14 protein-coding genes are annotated in these 18,961 nt (G+C 60.0%); 7 read left to right on the forward strand and 7 right to left on the reverse strand.

Features of this window, described 5'->3' with window-relative positions:
* The first annotated feature begins 131 nt into the window (after positions 1-131).
* From NQ519_RS02260 to rpsU, 4 genes are all read left to right on the forward strand, one after another.
* Positions 132-953, forward strand: coding sequence for an ATPase (locus tag NQ519_RS02260; protein WP_019149687.1), 822 nt, complete (start codon positions 132-134; stop codon positions 951-953).
* On the forward strand, positions 943-1,767 hold the full coding sequence (gene murQ, locus NQ519_RS02265; protein WP_019149686.1) for an N-acetylmuramic acid 6-phosphate etherase: 825 nt from the start codon (positions 943-945) through the stop codon (positions 1,765-1,767). The genes NQ519_RS02260 and murQ overlap by 11 nt, the downstream gene beginning before the upstream one ends.
* A complete protein-coding gene (locus NQ519_RS02270; protein WP_019149685.1) occupies positions 1,760-2,815 on the forward strand; it encodes a helix-hairpin-helix domain-containing protein in 1,056 nt (351 codons plus the stop codon). The genes murQ and NQ519_RS02270 overlap by 8 nt, the downstream gene beginning before the upstream one ends.
* Before the next feature lie 94 nt (positions 2,816-2,909).
* Entirely contained in the window at positions 2,910-3,101 is a 192-nt protein-coding gene (gene rpsU, locus NQ519_RS02275) for a 30S ribosomal protein S21 (RefSeq protein ID WP_019149684.1), read from the forward strand.
* Positions 3,102-3,317: 216 nt separating this feature from the next.
* Here the strand turns inward: rpsU and NQ519_RS02280 are convergent, their stop codons facing one another.
* Entirely contained in the window at positions 3,318-5,495 is a 2,178-nt protein-coding gene (locus NQ519_RS02280) for a glutamine synthetase III family protein (protein ID WP_227901045.1), read from the reverse strand.
* Positions 5,496-6,084: 589 nt separating this feature from the next.
* Between NQ519_RS02280 and NQ519_RS02285 the strand changes: the two genes are divergently transcribed.
* The 3 genes from NQ519_RS02285 (at position 6,085) to NQ519_RS02295 (ending at position 10,635) form a co-directional block, all read left to right on the forward strand.
* Positions 6,085-7,932 carry a methylmalonyl-CoA mutase family protein gene (locus NQ519_RS02285; RefSeq protein WP_019149682.1) on the forward strand — a complete coding sequence of 616 codons (1,848 nt, stop codon included), beginning with the start codon at positions 6,085-6,087 and terminating at the stop codon, positions 7,930-7,932.
* Positions 7,933-8,024: 92 nt separating this feature from the next.
* A complete protein-coding gene (gene scpA / locus NQ519_RS02290; RefSeq protein WP_026076323.1) occupies positions 8,025-10,163 on the forward strand; it encodes a methylmalonyl-CoA mutase in 2,139 nt (712 codons plus the stop codon).
* A gap of 124 nt (positions 10,164-10,287) precedes the next feature.
* Complete coding sequence (locus NQ519_RS02295; RefSeq protein ID WP_019149680.1) at positions 10,288-10,635, forward strand: hypothetical protein; 348 nt, start codon at positions 10,288-10,290, stop codon at positions 10,633-10,635.
* 72 nt (positions 10,636-10,707) lie between these two features.
* On the opposite strand, the gene NQ519_RS02300 is transcribed toward NQ519_RS02295, so the two are convergent.
* From NQ519_RS02300 to NQ519_RS02325, 6 genes are all read right to left on the reverse strand, one after another.
* Positions 10,708-11,850, reverse strand: a complete 1,143-nt coding sequence (locus NQ519_RS02300) for an iron-containing alcohol dehydrogenase (RefSeq protein WP_019149679.1) — start codon at positions 11,848-11,850, stop codon at positions 10,708-10,710.
* 162 nt (positions 11,851-12,012) lie between these two features.
* Positions 12,013-14,046, reverse strand: coding sequence for a peptidylprolyl isomerase (locus NQ519_RS02305; RefSeq protein ID WP_019149678.1), 2,034 nt, complete (start codon positions 14,044-14,046; stop codon positions 12,013-12,015).
* 191 nt (positions 14,047-14,237) lie between these two features.
* A complete protein-coding gene (locus NQ519_RS02310) occupies positions 14,238-15,500 on the reverse strand; it encodes a hemolysin family protein (protein WP_026076322.1) in 1,263 nt (420 codons plus the stop codon).
* Positions 15,501-15,510: 10 nt separating this feature from the next.
* The gene (gene lptC / locus NQ519_RS02315; RefSeq protein ID WP_173390126.1) at positions 15,511-16,224 is read right to left on the reverse strand and encodes an LPS export ABC transporter periplasmic protein LptC; all 714 of its coding nucleotides are present in this window, start codon (positions 16,222-16,224) and stop codon (positions 15,511-15,513) included.
* A gap of 21 nt (positions 16,225-16,245) precedes the next feature.
* Complete coding sequence (locus NQ519_RS02320; protein WP_026076321.1) at positions 16,246-17,583, reverse strand: tetratricopeptide repeat protein; 1,338 nt, start codon at positions 17,581-17,583, stop codon at positions 16,246-16,248.
* A 38-nt stretch (positions 17,584-17,621) separates the two neighbouring features.
* A complete protein-coding gene (locus NQ519_RS02325; protein ID WP_173390132.1) occupies positions 17,622-18,947 on the reverse strand; it encodes an OmpP1/FadL family transporter in 1,326 nt (441 codons plus the stop codon).
* Positions 18,948-18,961 lie beyond the last annotated feature (14 nt).

The following is an 18,961-nucleotide window of genomic DNA, read 5'->3' on the forward strand; positions in this document are numbered from 1 at the left end:
GTGCTGATCCCGGCCACGCCGTCGCCCCCCTTTTCGCCGCAGCGTCGCAAGAATCACGCCATTCCTGTTCTGCGGATAATTAGTCAGCGCGTTTTCTTTCGATTTTCCATATTAATACGTATATTTAACCCATGCTAATCATTGCCGACAGCGGATCGACCAAATGCACGTGGGTCGCGGACGACGGCGCGCGGACGACATCCGTGCGCACGCGGGGAATCAACGCCGTGCAGCACTCCGCGGAACAAATCCGCGAAGCGCTCGCCGAACTGCCTCCGTACGGTGCGGTGAGGGCCGTGCGGTTCTACGGCGCCGGAGGCGGCGCGAGTTTCCCCGAGGCGAGCGAAAAGCTGCGCCGGGAACTGGCGGCGCATTTCGGAACAGAGGAGATCGTCGTCGAATCGGACCTGCTGGGTGCGGCGCGCGCCCTCTTCGGCCGCGGCGAAGGCATCGCCTGCATCCTCGGCACCGGCTCCAACTCGTGCTGGTGCCGCAGCGGCGAGATCCTGACAAACGTGCCCCCGCTGGGCTATGTGCTGGGAGACGAGGGCGGCGGCGTGCATCTGGGACGCAATCTCCTGAACGGCATCTTCAAGGGGCACATTCCGCTGAAAGAGGAATTTTTGGCGGCGACCGGGCTCAGCTACGAGGAGATCATCCGCCGCGTCTACCGCGAGCCCTATGCCAACCGCTTCCTGGCGTCGTTCGCCCCCTTCATCCTCGCGCACACCGATTGTCCCGAGGTGCGCGAAATGGTCCGCCGCTCGTTCGGCGAATTCGCCTCCCGCAATCTGAGCCGCTATCCGCAGGGGCTTCCCGTTTCGTTCGTGGGCGGCATCGCGGCCCGCTTCGGGGAACTGCTGCGCGAAACGCTGGAAGCGGAGGGCTACCGCATCGGAACCATCGTCGAATCCCCCGCCGAGGGGCTTTTGAAATACCATCATGGAAGATAGAATCACCGAACAAGCTTCGCACTACGACAATCTGCAACAGATGTCGGTGCACGACATACTGACGGGCATCAACCGCGAGGACGCCCGCGTGCACGAGGCCGTGCGGGCAACCATTCCCGTCATGGAACGGCTCGTCGAACGCATCGTCGAACGCATGCGGCGCGGCGGGCGGATGTTCTACATCGGTGCCGGGACGAGCGGCCGTCTGGGCGTCACCGACGCTTCGGAGCTGCCCCCGACCTACGGCGTGCCGCACGAGCTGGTGATCGGACTGATCGCCGGAGGCGACGGGGCCCTGCGCAGGGCCGTGGAACACGCCGAAGACGACACCGAAGGAGCGTGGCGCGACATGGCGCCCTACCGCCCCACGGCCGACGACACGCTGATCGGCATCGCGGCGTCGGGAACCACGCCCTATGTCGTCGGCGGACTGCGCACGGCACGCCGTCACGGACTACTCACCGCCTCGATCACCTGCAACCCCGCGTCGCCCGTAGCGGCCGAAGCGGAGTATGCCCTCGAAGCCGTCGTGGGGCCCGAGTTCGTGACCGGATCGACGCGCATGAAGGCCGGAACGGCCCAGAAATTGATGCTCAACATGCTCTCCACGGCCGTGATGATCCGCCTGGGGCGCGTCGAGGGCAACCGCATGGTCAACATGCAGCTCACCAACGACAAACTCGTGGCCCGCGGAACGCGCATGGTCGCCGAAGCGTCGGGACTCTCCGAAGCCGAAGCCCGGCAGTCGCTGCTGCGCTGGGGCTCGGTGAAACGGGCGCTGGAAGAGATCGAAAAACAGCGGAAAGATGGCTAAATTCTTTTCAGACCGCGAGATACGCGCCGTTGCGATATTCCTGCCGCTGGCCGGACTGCTCATCACGGCGCTGGTGCTGGTGCGCCCGTCGGCCGACCCCGAAGCGGCCCGGCGGGCCGAAGCCGCGATGGAGACACGCCGGGACAGCGTGGTGCTCAGACACTTCGACCCCAACACGGCGACGCTGGACGAACTGCTGGCGCTGGGGCTTTCGAAACACGAAGCCGTGAGCCTGCTGAAATACCGCGCCGCAGGCAAGGTATTCCGCATTCCCGAGGACCTGGCGCTCTGCTACGGCATCGGCGACTCGCTCTACCGCCGGCTGGCGCCGTGGGTCCGTATCGGCCGCAAATACGCCATTGCCCCGGAGGAGTACCGCACGGGACGCATCCTCCCCGAACCGCTGGCGCCCCAGCCGTTCCGCATCGACACCGTGAGCGTCCGCTACCTGCGGGCCATCGGAGCCCTGTCGAAACGGCAGGCCGAGGCTTTCATCCGCTGGCGCGACCTGAGCGGCATCTACGACATGGAGGAACTGCGCGACTGCTACGTCGTGAGCGACTCGGTGGCCTCCGCGCTCGAACCCTACGTCATCTTCCCCGAGCGGAAGCCCCGTCCGATCGAGGAGCCCGTCGAGCTGAACACGGCCGATTCGGCCGCCCTGCGTTCGGTTTCGGGCATCGGCCCCAAGACCGTGGTGTCGATCCTCGTCTACCGCGAACGGCTCGGAGGATTCCTCCGCGCGGAGCAACTCGCAGAGGTTCCGGGAGTCACGGAACGCAATTATGAGAAAATTTTGAAACAAATTTACTGCGATAGTTGCAAAATTCGGAAAATTGATATTAACTTTGCAAGCCCGAAAGTGTTGGGGAGACATCCCTACATAGCACCGCGGACATTACGAAAATTGCTGAAAGCAAGACAGTTGAAAGGAGGTTGGAGCACCGCTGAAGAATTAGTCGAAGAGAACATATTGACCCGCGAGGAGGCAGCACGGCTGGCTCCCTATCTGCGATTCGGGTCTGTCAGCGGACCTGCCGACGAGTAAACGGAGCATTTCCGGGGAGAGGGCATCGAGGATGCACGCCCCGCCAAAAAGGAGAGAAAACGAAATTAAAAAACAACAAAAAACTAAGAATATTATGATTATCATGCCGGTAAAAGAGGGCGAAAACATCGAGCGCGCCCTGAAAAAGTTCAAACGTAAATACGAGCGTACGGGCGTCCTGAAGGAGCTTCGCCGCCGCCAGTACTTCACCAAGCCTTCGATTGCGAAGCGCGAGGCGATGCAGCACGCCATCTACGTGGAACACATGTACCGCGACGAGGAATAGACCCTGCAAGGTCGAACGAAAACCGGGAACATCTTCGAAAGATGTTCCCGGTTTTGATTTGATGGAGCCGGTTCATGCCTCCTCCGGACACAGGGGTTCCCGTCAGCAACTGCCTGACACGGGGTATCGTAAAATAAGCCGGAGCAGGAAATACATCCGTATTACCCGTTCCGGCTCGTTCGGAATGTACCGCAGACAGCGGCTTATCACAGAGAATCAGCGGAGGAACAGCAGTTCGCGGTACTTCGGCAACGGCCAAATCTGGTCATCGACGATCTCCTCCAGCTTGTCGATGTGGCGGCGGATCTCGTCGAAGCAGACGGCGACGGTGTCGTGGTAGGCGATCGCTTTCGCACGCGGCTCCTCGATCTTGTTGGCGACCTTGCGGGCGTCGATCATCTCGCCCGTGAGCCGCTGTATCTCGGCCGTATGGTTCTGGATCTTCTTGATGAGCCGGATGTCCGACGAAGCGTCCAGCCCCCCGATCTGCGACATCTTGTAAACCTTATCGAGCAGCTGCGCTTCGTATTTCGACGCGATCGGCACGATGTGATTCATCGCCAGGTCACCCAGCACGCGCCCCTCGATCTGGATCTTCTTGGTGTAGGTCTCCCACTTCACCTCGGTGCGGGCTTCGAGCTCGACCTTCGTAAAGACGCCCATATCGCTGAACAGCTTCACGCTCTCCTTGTCGATGTAACGGTCGAAAATCAGCGGCGTCGAAGTCTCGCAGTCCAGCCCGCGCCTCTTCGCCTCGGCCTTCCACTCTTCGGAATAGCCGTTGCCGTCGAAGCGGATGGCCTTGCAAGCCTTGATCATCTGTTTGAGCACCTCGTAGATGGCCTTCTCCTTCTTGATTCCGCTCTCGATCTTGGCGTCCACGGCCTTCCGGAACTCGGTGAGCTCGCTGGCCATCGCCGTGTTGAGCGCGATCATCGCCTCGGCGCAGTTGTCCGACGAACCCACGGCGCGGAACTCGAAGCGGTTGCCCGTGAAGGCGAACGGCGAGGTGCGGTTGCGGTCGGTATTGTCGAGCAGCAGCGTCGGGATGTGCGAGATGCCGCTCATCTTGAAGACGTTCTTGGCGTCGAAACGGATGGCGTCGTCGCCCTTCGAAGCGGCCAGTTTGTCCAGCACGGCCGACACCTGCGTACCGAGGAAGGTCGAGATGATGGCCGGGGGCGCCTCGTTGGCTCCCAGACGGTGAGCGTTCGTGGCGCTCATGATCGACGCTTTCAGCAGACCGTTGTGCTTGTACACGGCCGAAATGGCGTTGACCAGGAACGTGATGAACTGCAAGTTCTCCGAAGCGGTCTTACCCGGACCCAGCAGGTTCACGCCCGTATCGGTACCCAGCGACCAGTTGTTGTGCTTGCCCGAGCCGTTGATGCCCTTGAAAGGCTTCTCGTGGAGCAGCACCCGGAACTGATGGCGGCGGGCGATCTTGTCCATGACGGTCATCAGCAGCTGGTTGTGGTCGTTGGCCAGGTTGGCTTCTTCGTAGACCGGAGCCAGCTCGAACTGATTGGGCGCCACCTCGTTGTGGCGGGTCTTGACGGGAATGCCCAGTTTCAGACACTCGTATTCGAGATCCTTCATGAAAGACATCACCCGGCTCGGAATGGCCCCGAAATAGTGGTCTTCCAGCTGCTGATTCTTGGCCGACTCGTGTCCCATGAGCGTACGGCCCGTGAGCATCAGGTCGGGACGCACGGCCCAAAGGCTCTCATCGACCAGGAAATACTCCTGCTCCCAGCCCAGGTAGCAGAAGACCTTCTGGACGTTCTTGTCGAAATAGCGGCACACCTCCGTGGCGGCCTTGTCCACGGCCGTCAGCGAGCGCAGCAGGGGCACCTTGTAATCGAGGGCCTCGCCCGTGTAGGCGATGAAGACGGTCGGGATGCAGAGCGTCGTATCGACGATGAAGGCCGGCGACGCGGGGTCCCAGGCCGAGTAACCGCGCGCCTCGAAGGTATTGCGGATACCACCGTTGGGGAACGACGAGGCGTCGGGCTCCTGCTGCACAAGCAGCTTGCCGGAGAACTCCTCCAAAACGCCCCCGAATCCGTCGGGTTCGGCAAAGGCGTCGTGCTTCTCGGCCGTGCCGCCCGTCAGGGGTTGGAACCAGTGGGTGTAGTGGTCGGCACCGTGCTCCAGCGCCCATTGGCGCATGCCTGCGGCAATGCTGTCGGCAACTTCGCGCGTGAGCGGCGTACGGTTGTCCATCGTGTCGAGCAGCGCCGCGTAAGTCTTCTTGTCGAGATACTTACGCATGGCGGCGCGTCCGAATACCTTCTCTCCGAAATAGTCCGAAGGACGACCTTCGGGAGCCTTGACCTCCACGGCGTTGTGATTTATCGCCGCATCGACCATCTTGAACCTGAGTAATGACATAGTTTAGAGGAATTTGTGGGGTTCGAAAAAAAACCGCGCGGGGAAGTTTCCAAAAAATTGCAAACTAAAACCTAACCTAAAAATTCAAGCGGATGGCTGCCTCCCGGCAGGGGCCGCCGACCTAACTAACCCTGGGATCGCTTCCCCGCGTCGGCATGTTTTCTGTTCTGGTTGCAAATGTATGAATTTTATCGTTACGTTGTTTTTACAAAATCACTATTTTTTCGAAAAACAGTCGATTTTTTCAGCATTTTCCCGAAAAACAGAGCCATTTTTTCGAGAACGGCCCGATTTTTTCAGCGTTTTTCCGAAAAACAACCCAATTTTTTCACCGAACACCGAAAAATCGCAAATTTCGATTTTCCCGAATTTTCAGGGTATTTCAGCCTAATTTTCAACCATAATTCCACAACCGACGGATTCCCGGCACCGGAGCGCCGAAAACGCCGCCGCCGGCAAAATCCACAAAATCCCCGGAATACTGTTATTTTTCTAACAATTTCTTGTTACAATTCGGTAATTAATTTGTACCTTTATGCGCTATTTCGAAACAAAAAGAAACATCACTCATACTAATCTCTAAATAATCATGGCAATTACCAAACGTGAAAAGCTGTTCACCGAATTCCCGCCGGTCCCGACCGAGAAGTGGGAGGAGGTCATAACAGCCGACCTGAAAGGTGCCGACTACGAGCGCAAACTGGTGTGGCGCACGGGCGAAGGCTTCAATGTCCGCCCCTACTACCGCGCCGAGAACCTCGAAGGCATTCAGTTCCTGGGCTCGCAGGCAGGCGAGTTCCCGTTCGTGAGAGGTACGCGCACCCACAACCGCTGGCACGTACATCAGACCGTAGCGGTCGAGTGCCCGAAGGAGGCCAATGCCGAGGCGTTGAAACTCCTCAACTCGGGCGTCGATTCGCTGGGCTTCTCGATCGCCAAGGAGGGCTTCACGGCCGCCGACCTCGACGAACTGCTCCGCGAAATCTCGATCCCGGCCGTCGAACTGACCTTCTGCGGCGTGCAGACGGGCAACGTCGCCGGACTGGTGCTCGACAAACTCGAAAAAGAGGGCCTCATGGCCGATGCGCACGTTGCGTTCTGCATCGACCCGCTGGTGAAGGGCCTCTCGCAGAAGGGCGACTTCTGCTCGCCCGATGGCGAAAAGTGCTTTGCGAAGATCGTGTCGCTGATCAAACGGACCCGCGAGTACAAACACATCCGCATCGTGACCGTCTCGGCCGGCATCTTCTCGAACGCCGGATCGACCATCGTCGAGGAGCTGGCATTCGCCCTCTCGGCCGGTAACGACTACCTCGCCCGCCTGACCGACGCCGGCGTCGATGCCGACACGGCTGCCCGCAAACTGCGCTTCTCGTTCTCGGTGACCTCCAACTACTTCATGGAGATCGCCAAGTTCCGCGCCGCGCGCATGCTCTGGGCCAACATCGTCAAGGGCTACGCCCCCGCGAAGAACTGCGCCTGCAAGATGATGATCCACGCCCGCACCGCGGACTGGAACCAGACCGTATACGACCCCTATGTGAACATGCTCCGCGGCACGACCGAGGCCATGTCGGCCACGATCGCCGGCGTGCACTCGCTGGAAGTGACGCCGTTCGACGCCGCATTCGAAAACCCCACGGAGTTCTCGAAGCGCATCGCCCGCAACGTCGAGCTGCTGCTCAAGAACGAGTCGCACTTCGACCAGGTGGTAGACCCCGCCGGCGGTTCGTACTACGTCGAGAACCTCACGCAATCGATCGCCGCCGAGGCGTGGAAGCTCTTCCTCGAAATCGAGGAGAAGGGCGGCTACACCGCGGCTTACAAGGCCGGCTTCGTCAAGGAGCGCATCGCCGCGTCGGCCGCCGCCAAGGACAAAGCCATTGCGACGCGCCGCCAAACGCTGCTCGGCGCCAACCAATATCCCAACTTCACGGAGGTCGCCGACAAGGCGATCACCGCCGAGGCCGTGACGCGCAAGCAGGCCGAGGGCAACACGCTGGCACCCTACCGCGGCGCCATGGCCTTCGAAGAGATGCGTTTGCACGTCGATCGCTCGGGCAAGCAGCCCAAGGCGTTCATGCTCACCTGCGGAAGCCTGGCAATGGCCCGCGCCCGCGCCCAGTTCTCGTGCAACTTCTTCGGCTGCGCCGGCATCCGCGTGCAGGACAACACCTTCTTCAAGTCGATCGAGGAGGGTGCGAAAGCCGCCCTCGAATCGAAAGCCGAGATCGTGGTGGTATGCGCCGCCGACGACGACTACGCCGAGGCCGCTCCGAAGGTCAAGGAGCTGCTCGGAGGCAAGGCGATCCTCGTGGTCGCCGGAGCTCCCGCCTGCATGCCCGAACTGGAGGCACAGGGCATCACGAACTTCATCAACGTGAAATCGAATGTCCTGGAAACCCTGAAGTTTTACCTTAAAGAGATGGGAATCTAAGCACTGAGTGCTTTTTATGGGCATGAGCGTTATCCGATAGGGGAACTTTCCGAAGTGAGCTGATGCCCTGACAATCTTATCGCACTACAATTATGAGACCGAATTTTTCTGAATTGAAATACGAAGCGGGCGCACAGAAAAGCTGCTGCGCCTCGAAGGGCTGCGGCCAGGTAGAACCGTGGCTGACGGCCGAGGGAATTCCCGTCAAGGGCTCCTATACGGCCGAGGATCTCGAAGGCATGGAGCACCTGAACTATGCGGCGGGTATCGCCCCGTTCCTGCGCGGCCCCTATTCGACGATGTACGTGATGCGTCCGTGGACCATCCGCCAGTATGCCGGCTTCTCGACCGCCGAGGAGTCCAATGCCTTCTACCGCCGCAACCTCGCGGCCGGACAGAAGGGTCTGTCGGTGGCCTTCGACCTCGCCACGCACCGCGGCTACGACGCCGACCACCCGCGCGTGGTGGGCGACGTGGGCAAGGCCGGCGTGTCGATCTGCTCGGTGGAGGACATGAAGGTCCTCTTCAACGGCATTCCCCTCGACAAGATGTCGGTGTCGATGACCATGAACGGCGCCGTGCTGCCCGTGCTGGCCTTCTACATCGTAGCCGGTCTGGAGCAGGGCTGCACGCTCGACCAGCTGGCAGGTACGATCCAGAACGACATCCTCAAGGAGTTCATGGTGCGCAACACCTATATCTATCCCCCCGAGTTCTCGATGCGCATCATCGCCGACATCTTCGAGTACACCTCGAAGAACATGCCCAAATTCAACTCGATCTCGATTTCGGGTTACCACATGCAGGAGGCGGGCGCCACGGCCGACATCGAGCTGGCCTACACGCTGGCCGACGGTCTGGAGTACCTGCGTGCGGGTATCAACGCCGGCATGTCGGTGGATGCTTTCGCGCCGCGTCTGTCGTTCTTCTGGGCGATCGGCATGAACCACTTCATGGAGATCGCCAAGATGCGCGCCGCACGTATGCTGTGGGCCAAGATCGTGAAGCAGTTCGACCCCAAGAACCCCAAATCGCTGGCCCTGCGCACCCACTCGCAGACCTCGGGATGGTCGCTCACCGAGCAGGACCCGTTCAACAACGTGGCCCGCACGGCCATCGAGGCCATGGGCGCCGCCCTGGGACACACCCAGTCGCTGCACACCAACGCGCTGGACGAGGCTATCGCCCTGCCGACGGACTTCTCGGCGCGTATTGCGCGTAACACGCAGATCTACATTCAGGAGGAGACCAACGTCTGCCGCGAGGTCGATCCGTGGGCAGGCTCCTACTACGTGGAGACGCTGACCAACGAGATCGCACACAAAGCCTGGGAGCGTATTCAGGAGGTCGAGAAGCTGGGCGGTATGGCCAAGGCCATCGAGACCGGCATTCCGAAGATGCGTATCGAGGAGGCCGCGGCCCGCAAGCAGGCCCGCATCGACTCCGGCGAGGAGAAGATCATCGGCGTGAACGAATACCGTCTGGAAAAGGAGGCCCCGATCGACATCCTCGCCGTGGACAACACGGCCGTGCGCGAGAGCCAGATCAAGCGTCTGAAAGAGCTGCGCGCCAACCGCGACGAAGCAGCCGTGCAGAAGGCGCTGGCCGCCATCACCGAGTGCGTGAAGACCAAGCAGGGCAACCTGCTGGAACTGGCCGTCGAGGCCGCCAAGGTCCGCGCATCGCTGGGTGAGATCTCCGACGCCTGCGAGGTCGTCGTAGGCCGCTACAAAGCAGTTATCCGTTCCATTTCAGGTGTATATTCTTCAGAAGTGAAAAACGACAAATCCTTCGAGCGCGCCAAGGAGCTGTGCGCCGAATTCGCCAAGAAAGAGGGCCGTCAGCCGCGCGTCATGATCGCCAAGCTGGGTCAGGACGGACACGACCGCGGTGCCAAGGTGGTCGCCACGGGTTACGCCGACATCGGCTTCGACGTTGATATGGGCCCGCTGTTCCAGACCCCCGAGGAGGCCGCCAAGCAGGCCGTCGAGAACGACGTGCACGTGGTCGGCGTATCGTCGCTGGCCGCCGGTCACCTGACGCTCGTGCCGCAGATCATCGCCGAGCTGAAAAAGCTCGGCCGCGAGGACATCATCGTCATCGTGGGCGGCGTGATTCCCCATCAGGACTACGACGAGTTGTACCGCGACGGCGCCGCTGCCATCTTCGGCCCCGGCACGCCGATCGCCACGGCAGCCATCAAGATCCTCGAAATCCTGCTCGCCGACTAATCCCCGGCGACAAATCGGAAAAGCCTCTGCAAATGCAGAGGCTTTTTTGTTCCAAAAAGACTCCGATCGGCGAAAAAATCCGTATATTTGGCAAAACCTCACCCCTCTCTTAAAAATCATTCGCATGAAAACATTTTTGAAGATCGCTTTATGCCTGCTGCTGGCCGCAGGATTTGCCGCCTGCGAAAAAGACGAAACACCTACGACAGGACGAGTGAAAGTATCCTGCAAAAGTTCAGACGGGTTGAAATCCTTTATTATTTATACCGATGTAGAACCGCCAAAAAATATCATTTACACAAAAGAGAATCCCCAAGACAATTTTTCAGTGGATTTCAATCCGGGAAACTACATTTATACATTCGTCAAATCCTCCGGCACCAGTTCCGGTCTGGAAATGTTCCAAATTCGGGCAGGGCGTACCACAAAAATCTCTTACAACAACGGATCTCCGACGATAGATTACGAATAATCTGTCCCGCAGACAAAAATCCCCGCAACCATCTTTCCGGTCGCGGGGATTTTCTTATACAACATAGCGCCGTCAGAGGCAGGCTTCGAGAATCCGCCGGGCCATGACGCCATCGACATTCCCCTCCTCGCCGTATTTCCAGCCCCCGGCGTTGAAGCGCCGTTCGATCTCGGCAACGGTCTCCTCGCCGATGCCCTCCTCCGAAAGCCGCGTCGAAAGCCCCAGCGAACGGAAAAACGCCTCGTTGGCCGCGATCGTACGGTCGATGCGCTCCTCCTCCGTGCCCCCGGCGATGCCCCAGATACGCTCGCCGTATTGCAGCAGCTTGCCGCGCTTCTGCTCCCGCAGGACGCGCAGCGTACCGTTGATGACGATAGCCAGCGTCGCACCGTGCGTCAGCCCGTGCAATGCCGTGATTTCGTGACCGATCATGTGCGTCGCCCAGTCCTCCCGGACGCCCATGCGGATCATATCGTTCAGCGCCAGCGTCGCCGAAAGCATATATTCCGACATCACGTCGTAATCGGGATTGTCGGAGAGCGCCTCGGGCGCGATCTCGAAGACGGTGTGCAGGATACCCTCGGCCCAGCGGTCCATCAGGCGCGACTGCCCGGGCGCGGTGAGGTACTGCTCCAGCACATGCACGAAGGTATCCGCAAGCCCGCAGGCGATCTGCCGCTTCGGAAGCGAATGGAGCACCCCGGGATCGAGGATCGAGAAGAGCGGGTAATCGCCCGAAAAGGGATATTTCTCCTTGGTTTCATAACGCGAGATCACAGCTCCGGAGTTCATCTCGGAGCCCGTCGCCGAGATGGTCAGCACCGTCGCCAGAGGCACACTCTTTTCGGCACGTCCCCGAAGCACGATCTCCCAGGCGTCGCCGTCGTAGAGCAGTCCCGCAGCAATGAGTTTCGTGCCGTCGATCACCGAACCGCCGCCCACGGCCAGCAGGAAATCGACTTTCCGCTCCTTGCCCAGCGCGATGGCCTTGCGCAGGGTCTCGACCGAGGGATTCGCCTCGATGCCCCAGAACTCGATGAAATCGCGTCCTTCGAGCGCCCGGACCACCTGGTCGTAGACGCCATTGCGTTTGACGCTGCCGCCGCCGAAAGTGACCATGATCCGCTTGTCGGCGGGAATGAGTTTCGGCAGGCGGGCGATCTGCCCCTTGCCGAAAACCAGCTCGGTAGGATTGTGATAGATGAAATTGTTCATGGCGAATATCTGTTTTATTCCATACAAAGATAATCAATAACCGGTTTCGGTTTCAGAAAAACAGGTTTCATTCCAACGAAGTTCGCCCCGGATGGGATATACCGGCGTATTCCCATTCGGGGCGAACAAGGGGCAGAGCGAAGGCCCTGCAAAATCGGAAATTTAGAAATAACGGCCGCGCAGGTCCTGAATCTTGGCCATCTGCTGAATGGCCGGGATCGAGAACTGCTGGGCCATACCCTCGGCCATAGCCTGCGCACGGACCTTTTCGCCCTCGGAATTCTGCTTGTCGGCGGTCTGAACGTCCTCCACTTCGAAGACATAGACGCCCGACATGCCCTTCACGGGAGCGGAGAGCGCACCCTTCTCAGCCGATGCGATGGCACCGACCAGACGGGGTTCGACACCCACGCCGTTCACATAGAACGACCCGAAAGTCACATCGGAGAACTCCTCCACCTCCGACCCGAGGCTGGCGGCCTGCTCGGCGAGCGTTGCGCCCGAAAGTTCCTTGACGATATAGTCGTATTTCTTGTCGCGGAGCACCTGCGAGCGAACCTGCGCCGAAACTTTCTCCAGCGAAGCGTACTCGTTGTCGTCGATCTCGGTCACCATCGCAATCACATAGTCCTTGCCCACGTTGAAGATGTCCGAAACGTCGCCCTTCTCCGCACCGTAAGCCCAGCGGGCCACCTCGCGCGAATCGTCCAGACCGCGGACCGTACGGTCCCCCTGTGCGATACCAGCCACACGGGGCGTCACGGCAGCAGCCGAAGCGGCGTCGGCAAAGGCGCCCGTCGAACCGCCCTTGGCGGCCACCATGAAGGAGCCGGCCTGGTTGTGCACATCGCGGCGCGTAGCGGCCGAAGCCTCCACGGGATAGGTGATCGAGGCGATCTGAATGTGCTTCGAGGGTTTGTCGGCACGGTACACCTGCATGAGCTGGATGGCGTCGCCTGCGGAGATCTTCACGATGTCGCCCTTCTTGGCGTCGGCAAGCGCTGCGGCGAACTCACCCGAGAAAGCCGAGAAAGGCATCACGCCCACCTCGCCGCCATTGGCAGCCGTAGCGTCGTAAACCGAGTAGTTGCGGGCGGTCTGTGCGAAATCGGCGCCGTTGCGCAGCGTCGTCAGCAGGCTGTCGGCCAGCGCCTCCTGCGTATAGGGCAGCACGATGTGACGAATGCCCACCGAGTCGGGAGCCATCTTCGAATCGAGAACACGGGCCATCGTCCACTCGTTGTTTTTCAGCACGGGACCGTACATCTCGCCGGCCATCAGCGCCTTGGCCTCCTCGTCGGGAAGCTGTGCGGCCGAAACGAAGCTGTCGGCGATCTTGCCGTTGCGGTTGCCGCGCACGAAGCTCTTCACCTCGCCGGCGGCAGCGAACTCGCGGCCCACCTCGGCGACGCTCTTTTCGAGCGCCAGCAGGTCGTCGTCCGTGGGAGCCACCTCGAACACGACATAGGAGATCGTGCGCGACGGGCTCTGCTTGAACATATCCTTGTGGCTGTTGTAATAGGCTTTCAGGTCGCTCGACGACACTTTGAAGAGCGAATCGGGAACGGCCGAATATTTCTTGCCGGCCCATTTGCCTGCGAAGGTGTTGTTGGCGGCCTTGACACCCTCGGCGACCTCCAGCGAGTTGACGTAGACGCCGCCCTTCACCAGACCGAGGTATTTCTGCACTTCACGTTCCAGACGGGCCTGTTCGTTGATCTGCGCCCAGGCGTCTGCGGCCTGGGGATTGGTCTCGGCATGCGCGAGGAACTGGCTGACGGCCGCCACGTCGTAGTGACCCGTGCGGGGATCTGCGAAAGCATTGTAGAAAGCCTGCGAGGACGTCTGTCCGCTGACCATCGCCAGACGCTCGGGCTCCGTGACGCGGAGCCCCATCCGGTCGAAACCGGGCGTCATCACGTACTTGGCGATCAGCGTCTGCCAGACGGCGTTGGCCAGCATGGCCGACTGCTGCTCGTCGTTCTCCTGCACGTTGTTCTGCTGCTTGATCTGCTCGTACTGGTCGTAGTATTCCGAATAGTTGATCTTCTTGCCGTCGATCACGCCGACACGGGGATCGTTGCCCGAAAAGCCCATTTCGGTCTTCAGAGAGAGGATGAATGCCAAGAGGGCCAGTGCGATAATGATCGAAAGCACGATGCCGAACTTGGTTCGTAAGGTGTTTAGACTTGCCATATAAATTGTTAATTATTCGTTTGTTTCGAATTATCAGCCAAAGGTAGTAAAATTATTGTAAAAATAACAGAATAATAATAAAAAATACTCACGGCGTGCCGCCGTGTTTACACATCTGACCCACCCCCAAATCCCCGCCCCGGCGGGGACTTTCAGCGTGGAGCCCGGAATGCCCCGAGGTCCGGCTGCCGCTATAATTTTTTCACCCGCGCCAGTTCGATGCGCGAGCGCGTCGTGCGGAGAATCCGGAGTTGCAGGCCGTCGATGAAAATCGTCTCCCCGGCGGTGGGGATGCCTTCGTAGTTGAAGATGATCAGCCCGGCCAGCGTATCGTACTCCTTGCTCTCCTCGATTCCCAGGTTGTATTTCTCGTTGAGATACTTCACCTCCAGACGGCACGAAAGCACATATTCGTCGGGCCCGACCTGTTTTTCCGTAAGGTCCGGAATGTCGTGTTCGTCCTCGATCTCGCCGAATATCTGCTCCAGCACGTCCTCCAGCGAGATGACGCCCGCCGTACCGCCGAACTCGTCGATCACGACGGCGATGTTCGAGCGGTGCTTGATGAAATTTTCGAGCATCGATTGCAGAGGCATGGTCTCGGGCACGAAGTTGACCTCCATCATCACGTCGGCGATCTGCGCCGGGCGCGTGAAAAGGCTCTTCGAATTGACATAACCGATGATGTTGTCAACCGACTTGCGCCAGACGAAGATGCGCGAATATTTCGAATCGACGAACCGTGCCGTCAACTGTTCGATCGTGGTGTCGTCAACGTCCACCGACTCGATGTCCACGCGCGGGACCATGCAGTCCCTCACCCGCAGGTCGGCGAAATCCAGCGCGTTCTGGAACAGTTTCAGTTCGTTGTCGGGCTCGGAGTGCGGCTCCGAATTGTTCGTGTCGAGCAGCGCCGCAAGGTCCTCGCGGTCGAAACTCGGCGTGATGTCCTTCTCCTCGACGCGGCGCCCCATCAGGCGCAGGATGCCGTGCGAAAGCAGCGTCGTGAAACGCGCGACCGGGTAAAGCAGGATGTAGAAAAAGTAGATCACCGGCGCCAGCGCCCGGTAATAGAAGTTGGGGTTGTTGCGGAAGACCGATTTGGGCAGAAACTCGGCGCAGAAGATGATGATGACGGTCGATATGGCGGTATCCGCCACCACCGAACCGCTCTGCGCGAGCCGGTCCCAGCCCAGGGCGCCGTAAAGGGTGCGCAGAAGCAGCGACATTGCGAGCGAATAGACGACCAGCGCGATGTTGTTGCCCACGAGGATCGTGGTGATGTACTGTCCCGGATGGCGGGCGAAAACTGCGGCGATCCGGTCGAACAGGCGGCTCTGCTTGCGGTCGATCTCCAGCTTGAGGCGGTTCTTGCTCGTAAAGGCAATCTCCATCCCCGAGAAAAAGGCCGACAGCAGGAGCATCACGACGATCAGGATGACAGTGGATAGCATCGTTTCTGATTTAGGGTTTTCCGGACCGCCCGTTCTCCGGAAGCGGTTCCTTGCGAGGTTTCGGCAGGGAGTCCGCGGGCAGGGGTTCACGCCGTTCCCGCTCCCCCGCCGGCCGCGCGGCCGCGGAATCCGTCGCCGCGGAATCGGCGCGCTGCTTCATTTCGACCTCCATGCGGCCCTTCATCCGGCGGAAACGCCAGTCCTTGAACTCCTCGTCCGACTCGAAGCCTTCGCCGATAAAGACATCGCGGCCGTTGTTCTGCACGATCTTCGAATCGACGTTCGAATAGATCTTCTTGGTCCGCGAGTTCCAGAACAGCTGCTGGGTATAGAGGGTCTTGCCGTCGGATTTCTCGACCACGACATTTCCCTTGGCCTCCCACAGTTCGCGGTTGACGTAATAAATGGCGTAATTGGCCGTCAGCACGGCATCGACCTCCGACAGCGAATCGTTCTGGTAGGTGGTGATCTTCACCCCCTTGCGGAATTCACGATAGGGTTCTCGGGCCTGCGAATAGCCTTCGAGCAACGGCGTGACGAAATGGTACGAACGCCGTCCGTTCTGCGACATGACCACCGAGAGATTCTCGCTGTATTCGGTCATCATCGTCTCCCCGGAACCCGAAGCGCCCTCGCCCTGCCGCTCCCCGCACGAGAATAGCAAGATAGCACTCCCCGCTGCGGAGAGTGCTACCCTGAGATATCTTGCAGTGCGTTTTCCCATCGGAAACCCGTCGGAAAGATTTTAGCGGGCACGTACGGTGGTCGAGATACCGGCGGCGGTACCGCAGTTCACCGTGTAGCGTGCGCCCTCCTGAAGCTCGTTGAAGAAGCACTCCTCCGAGCTCGGGAAACGGCTGCGGAAAGCGCTGAGCGAAGTCTTGGCGTGTTCGAGGTATTCCGAATCGCTCGGCAGCAGCTCGATGGCCTTGGCCATCGTGTCGTAAGCGGCCCAGTAGGTGGCCTGTCCGGCGAACCCGCCGCAAGCCCCGGCCGACGAAGCGTAGCACTGTCCCAGCACGAAATAGGGAACGCCGTCCTCGGGATTCAGGTCGCGGGCCTGACGCGCAGCGGCGGCAGCGCCCTGGATGTCGTTGGAAACGAGACCCACCAGCGCGATGCGCACGAGCAGTTTCTGACGCTCGGCGGGGTCCTGCTCAACGGCCAGCGCCTCGTTCAGATAGGTCTTGGCCTTCGGATAGTCGCCCTTGTTCTGGAAAGCCTGCGCCAGGAACATCGCGGTCTCCGACGAGGGTTTCACCTGATAGTATTTCTCGGCGATCGAGAAGTAGAATTCGCCGTCGCATTTGGCGCGCGACATCAGTGCCACGGCCTGTGCCAACAGAGCCTCGTCGTTGGGAGCGGCCTCCAGCTTGCCGCGGAAGAGCTTTTCGAGGTTCTCGCAGCTGGCGGCGCCGCTCAGGCCGAACGCAGCGTCGAACTGGCCCTTGTACTCGCCGGCCTCGGGATTCTTCTCGAAGAACGGCGTCAGACGGTCGTACTCGGCGATGATCTCGTCGGGCATCACCTCGTCGGTGTTCTTGTAGTCGTCGCAGAGATTCGAGAAATAAGCCACGACGGTCTCGGGATCGGTGTTGTCGCCGCCGGCCTCGATAGCCGCGCGGAACGCCTCCCGGATGCCCTTGCGGTCCGAAGGCTTGTAGGTCAGGTACTCACGGGCCTTCCGGTCGAGGATATAGGCCGTGCCGCGCTTCGGATGGTCTCCGAAATACTCGTTGCGCAGGTCGTAGAGCAGCATCAGCGAGTCGATGTACACGTTTTTCTCGGCGAGACTTTTGGCCCGGTTGATCTTGTTCTTATAGAGCGTGGTGCCGCGCACGAAGGTGTTCTCCGAAGCCTTCGGGCACTTGTCGAGCAGCTCTTTGAGGTAGTGAGCGGCGGCGTTGTAATCCTTGTTGTCGCACGACTCCTTCAGGAAGTTGCTGTTCAGGATGTTCTGCTGACGCGCCTCAGGCGTATCGCCCCAGACCGCATACTTCGGGTCGCTGAAATCTTGTTGAGCCATCGCCGCGACTGCAAAAAGCGCGCAGGCAGCGGAAAGCAGGAATTTAACGTTTTTCATCGGTCAGATTAATTTTTGTTTTGTGTTGTTTGCCTGTCTTATTCGTATTTGGGACGCATGAACCAGTATTCGCCGTTCTCCTGGCCCGCGAAGAGCGTGAAGCCGACCGCGAATTTGAAATACTGCTGCCGGACCAGTCCCAGCCGGTCGGCCACGTTGTAGCCGCGGCGTCCGTACTCGACGCCCACGTCGATTCCGGAGACGGCCCACAGCTTCACCGGAATCCCGATGCCCGCCGTCACGGCGTACTGCGCGAGCCGGTCGCCGTTGAACGTCTGGTTGTAGCTGCCGTAGCGGAAGCCCGCACGGTAGGACCAGCGTTTCAGGAAATGGCGGATGTCGTATCGGTTCGGGGTGTACTCCACGCCCACCTTGAACGTGCTCGTATTGGTGTATTCGACCTTGTAGGAGGTCTTGTCCTTGCCGCTCACGCCCGTCATCTCATAGCCCTTGTTGCGGCCGCCCCAGTTCTGGTAGACGTAATCCGCGCTGATGATCAGTTTCGGGGTCTCGTAGGTGACGCCCACGGCCAGCTGGCTCGGCAGCACCAGCTTGAGGTGCGTCGTGTCGCCCTTGACGATGGTGTTGTAGAGGTCGCCGATGTAGAGCCGCTTGGTCACCTCCGGATTCAGGTCCCCGCCGAAATCGTAGGCGGCGCCGAACGTCAGCAGGCGTTTTTGGTTCTGGATCGCCCTCCACTGCACTCCGACCTGTCCCTTGACGCTCGAAATGCTGTAATTGTCCGCTCCCACCGTCGAGGTAAAGGTTCCTTCGCCCGTGATCGCCGTCGGGGTCATCACGAACGTGCGGTCGATGTCGCCCCAGTAGTACTGGGCGGCCACGCCGATCGAGAAGTTCTTGAAGACCTCCCAGCCGATGCCCAGCTTGACCTCCGTCACGTCGCCCTCGCCCTGATAGTTGTACTGGACGTTACCCACGTTGCCGTACACGGGGTCCGTCGGATCGTACTCGTGATAGTACTTGGTCCGGTACCCCACCGAACTGTAAGGCGTCAGGCTGAAACCCAGCCCCAGTTTCCTGGCCAGCGGCATCTGAAAGGCGATGTCGTGGAAATTGAACGTATTGTAGGCCGTGTTCTTGGACTCTCCGGCGACTTTCTGCGAATTGTAGTAGTTCTGTCCCTCCAGCCCGAAGTTGAAGAGGAAGGTCTTTTGCTGGGCCGCGCTGTAAGCCGCGGGATTGAGCAGGTTGAGCGTCCCCGGCGAACGCATGGCCACACCCGCACCGCCCATCGAGCGCATCGACAGCGTACCGGGTGTGTTCTGTTCGCCGATGCCGTACATCGTATAGGGCGAGAATGCGTTAATACTGCTTGTCTGGGCTGCGACGGCAGTCGGGACCATCGCCACGGCCGCGA

The sequence above is a fragment of the Alistipes senegalensis JC50 genome (assembly GCF_025145645.1).
GTDB lineage: Bacteria > Bacteroidota > Bacteroidia > Bacteroidales > Rikenellaceae > Alistipes > Alistipes senegalensis.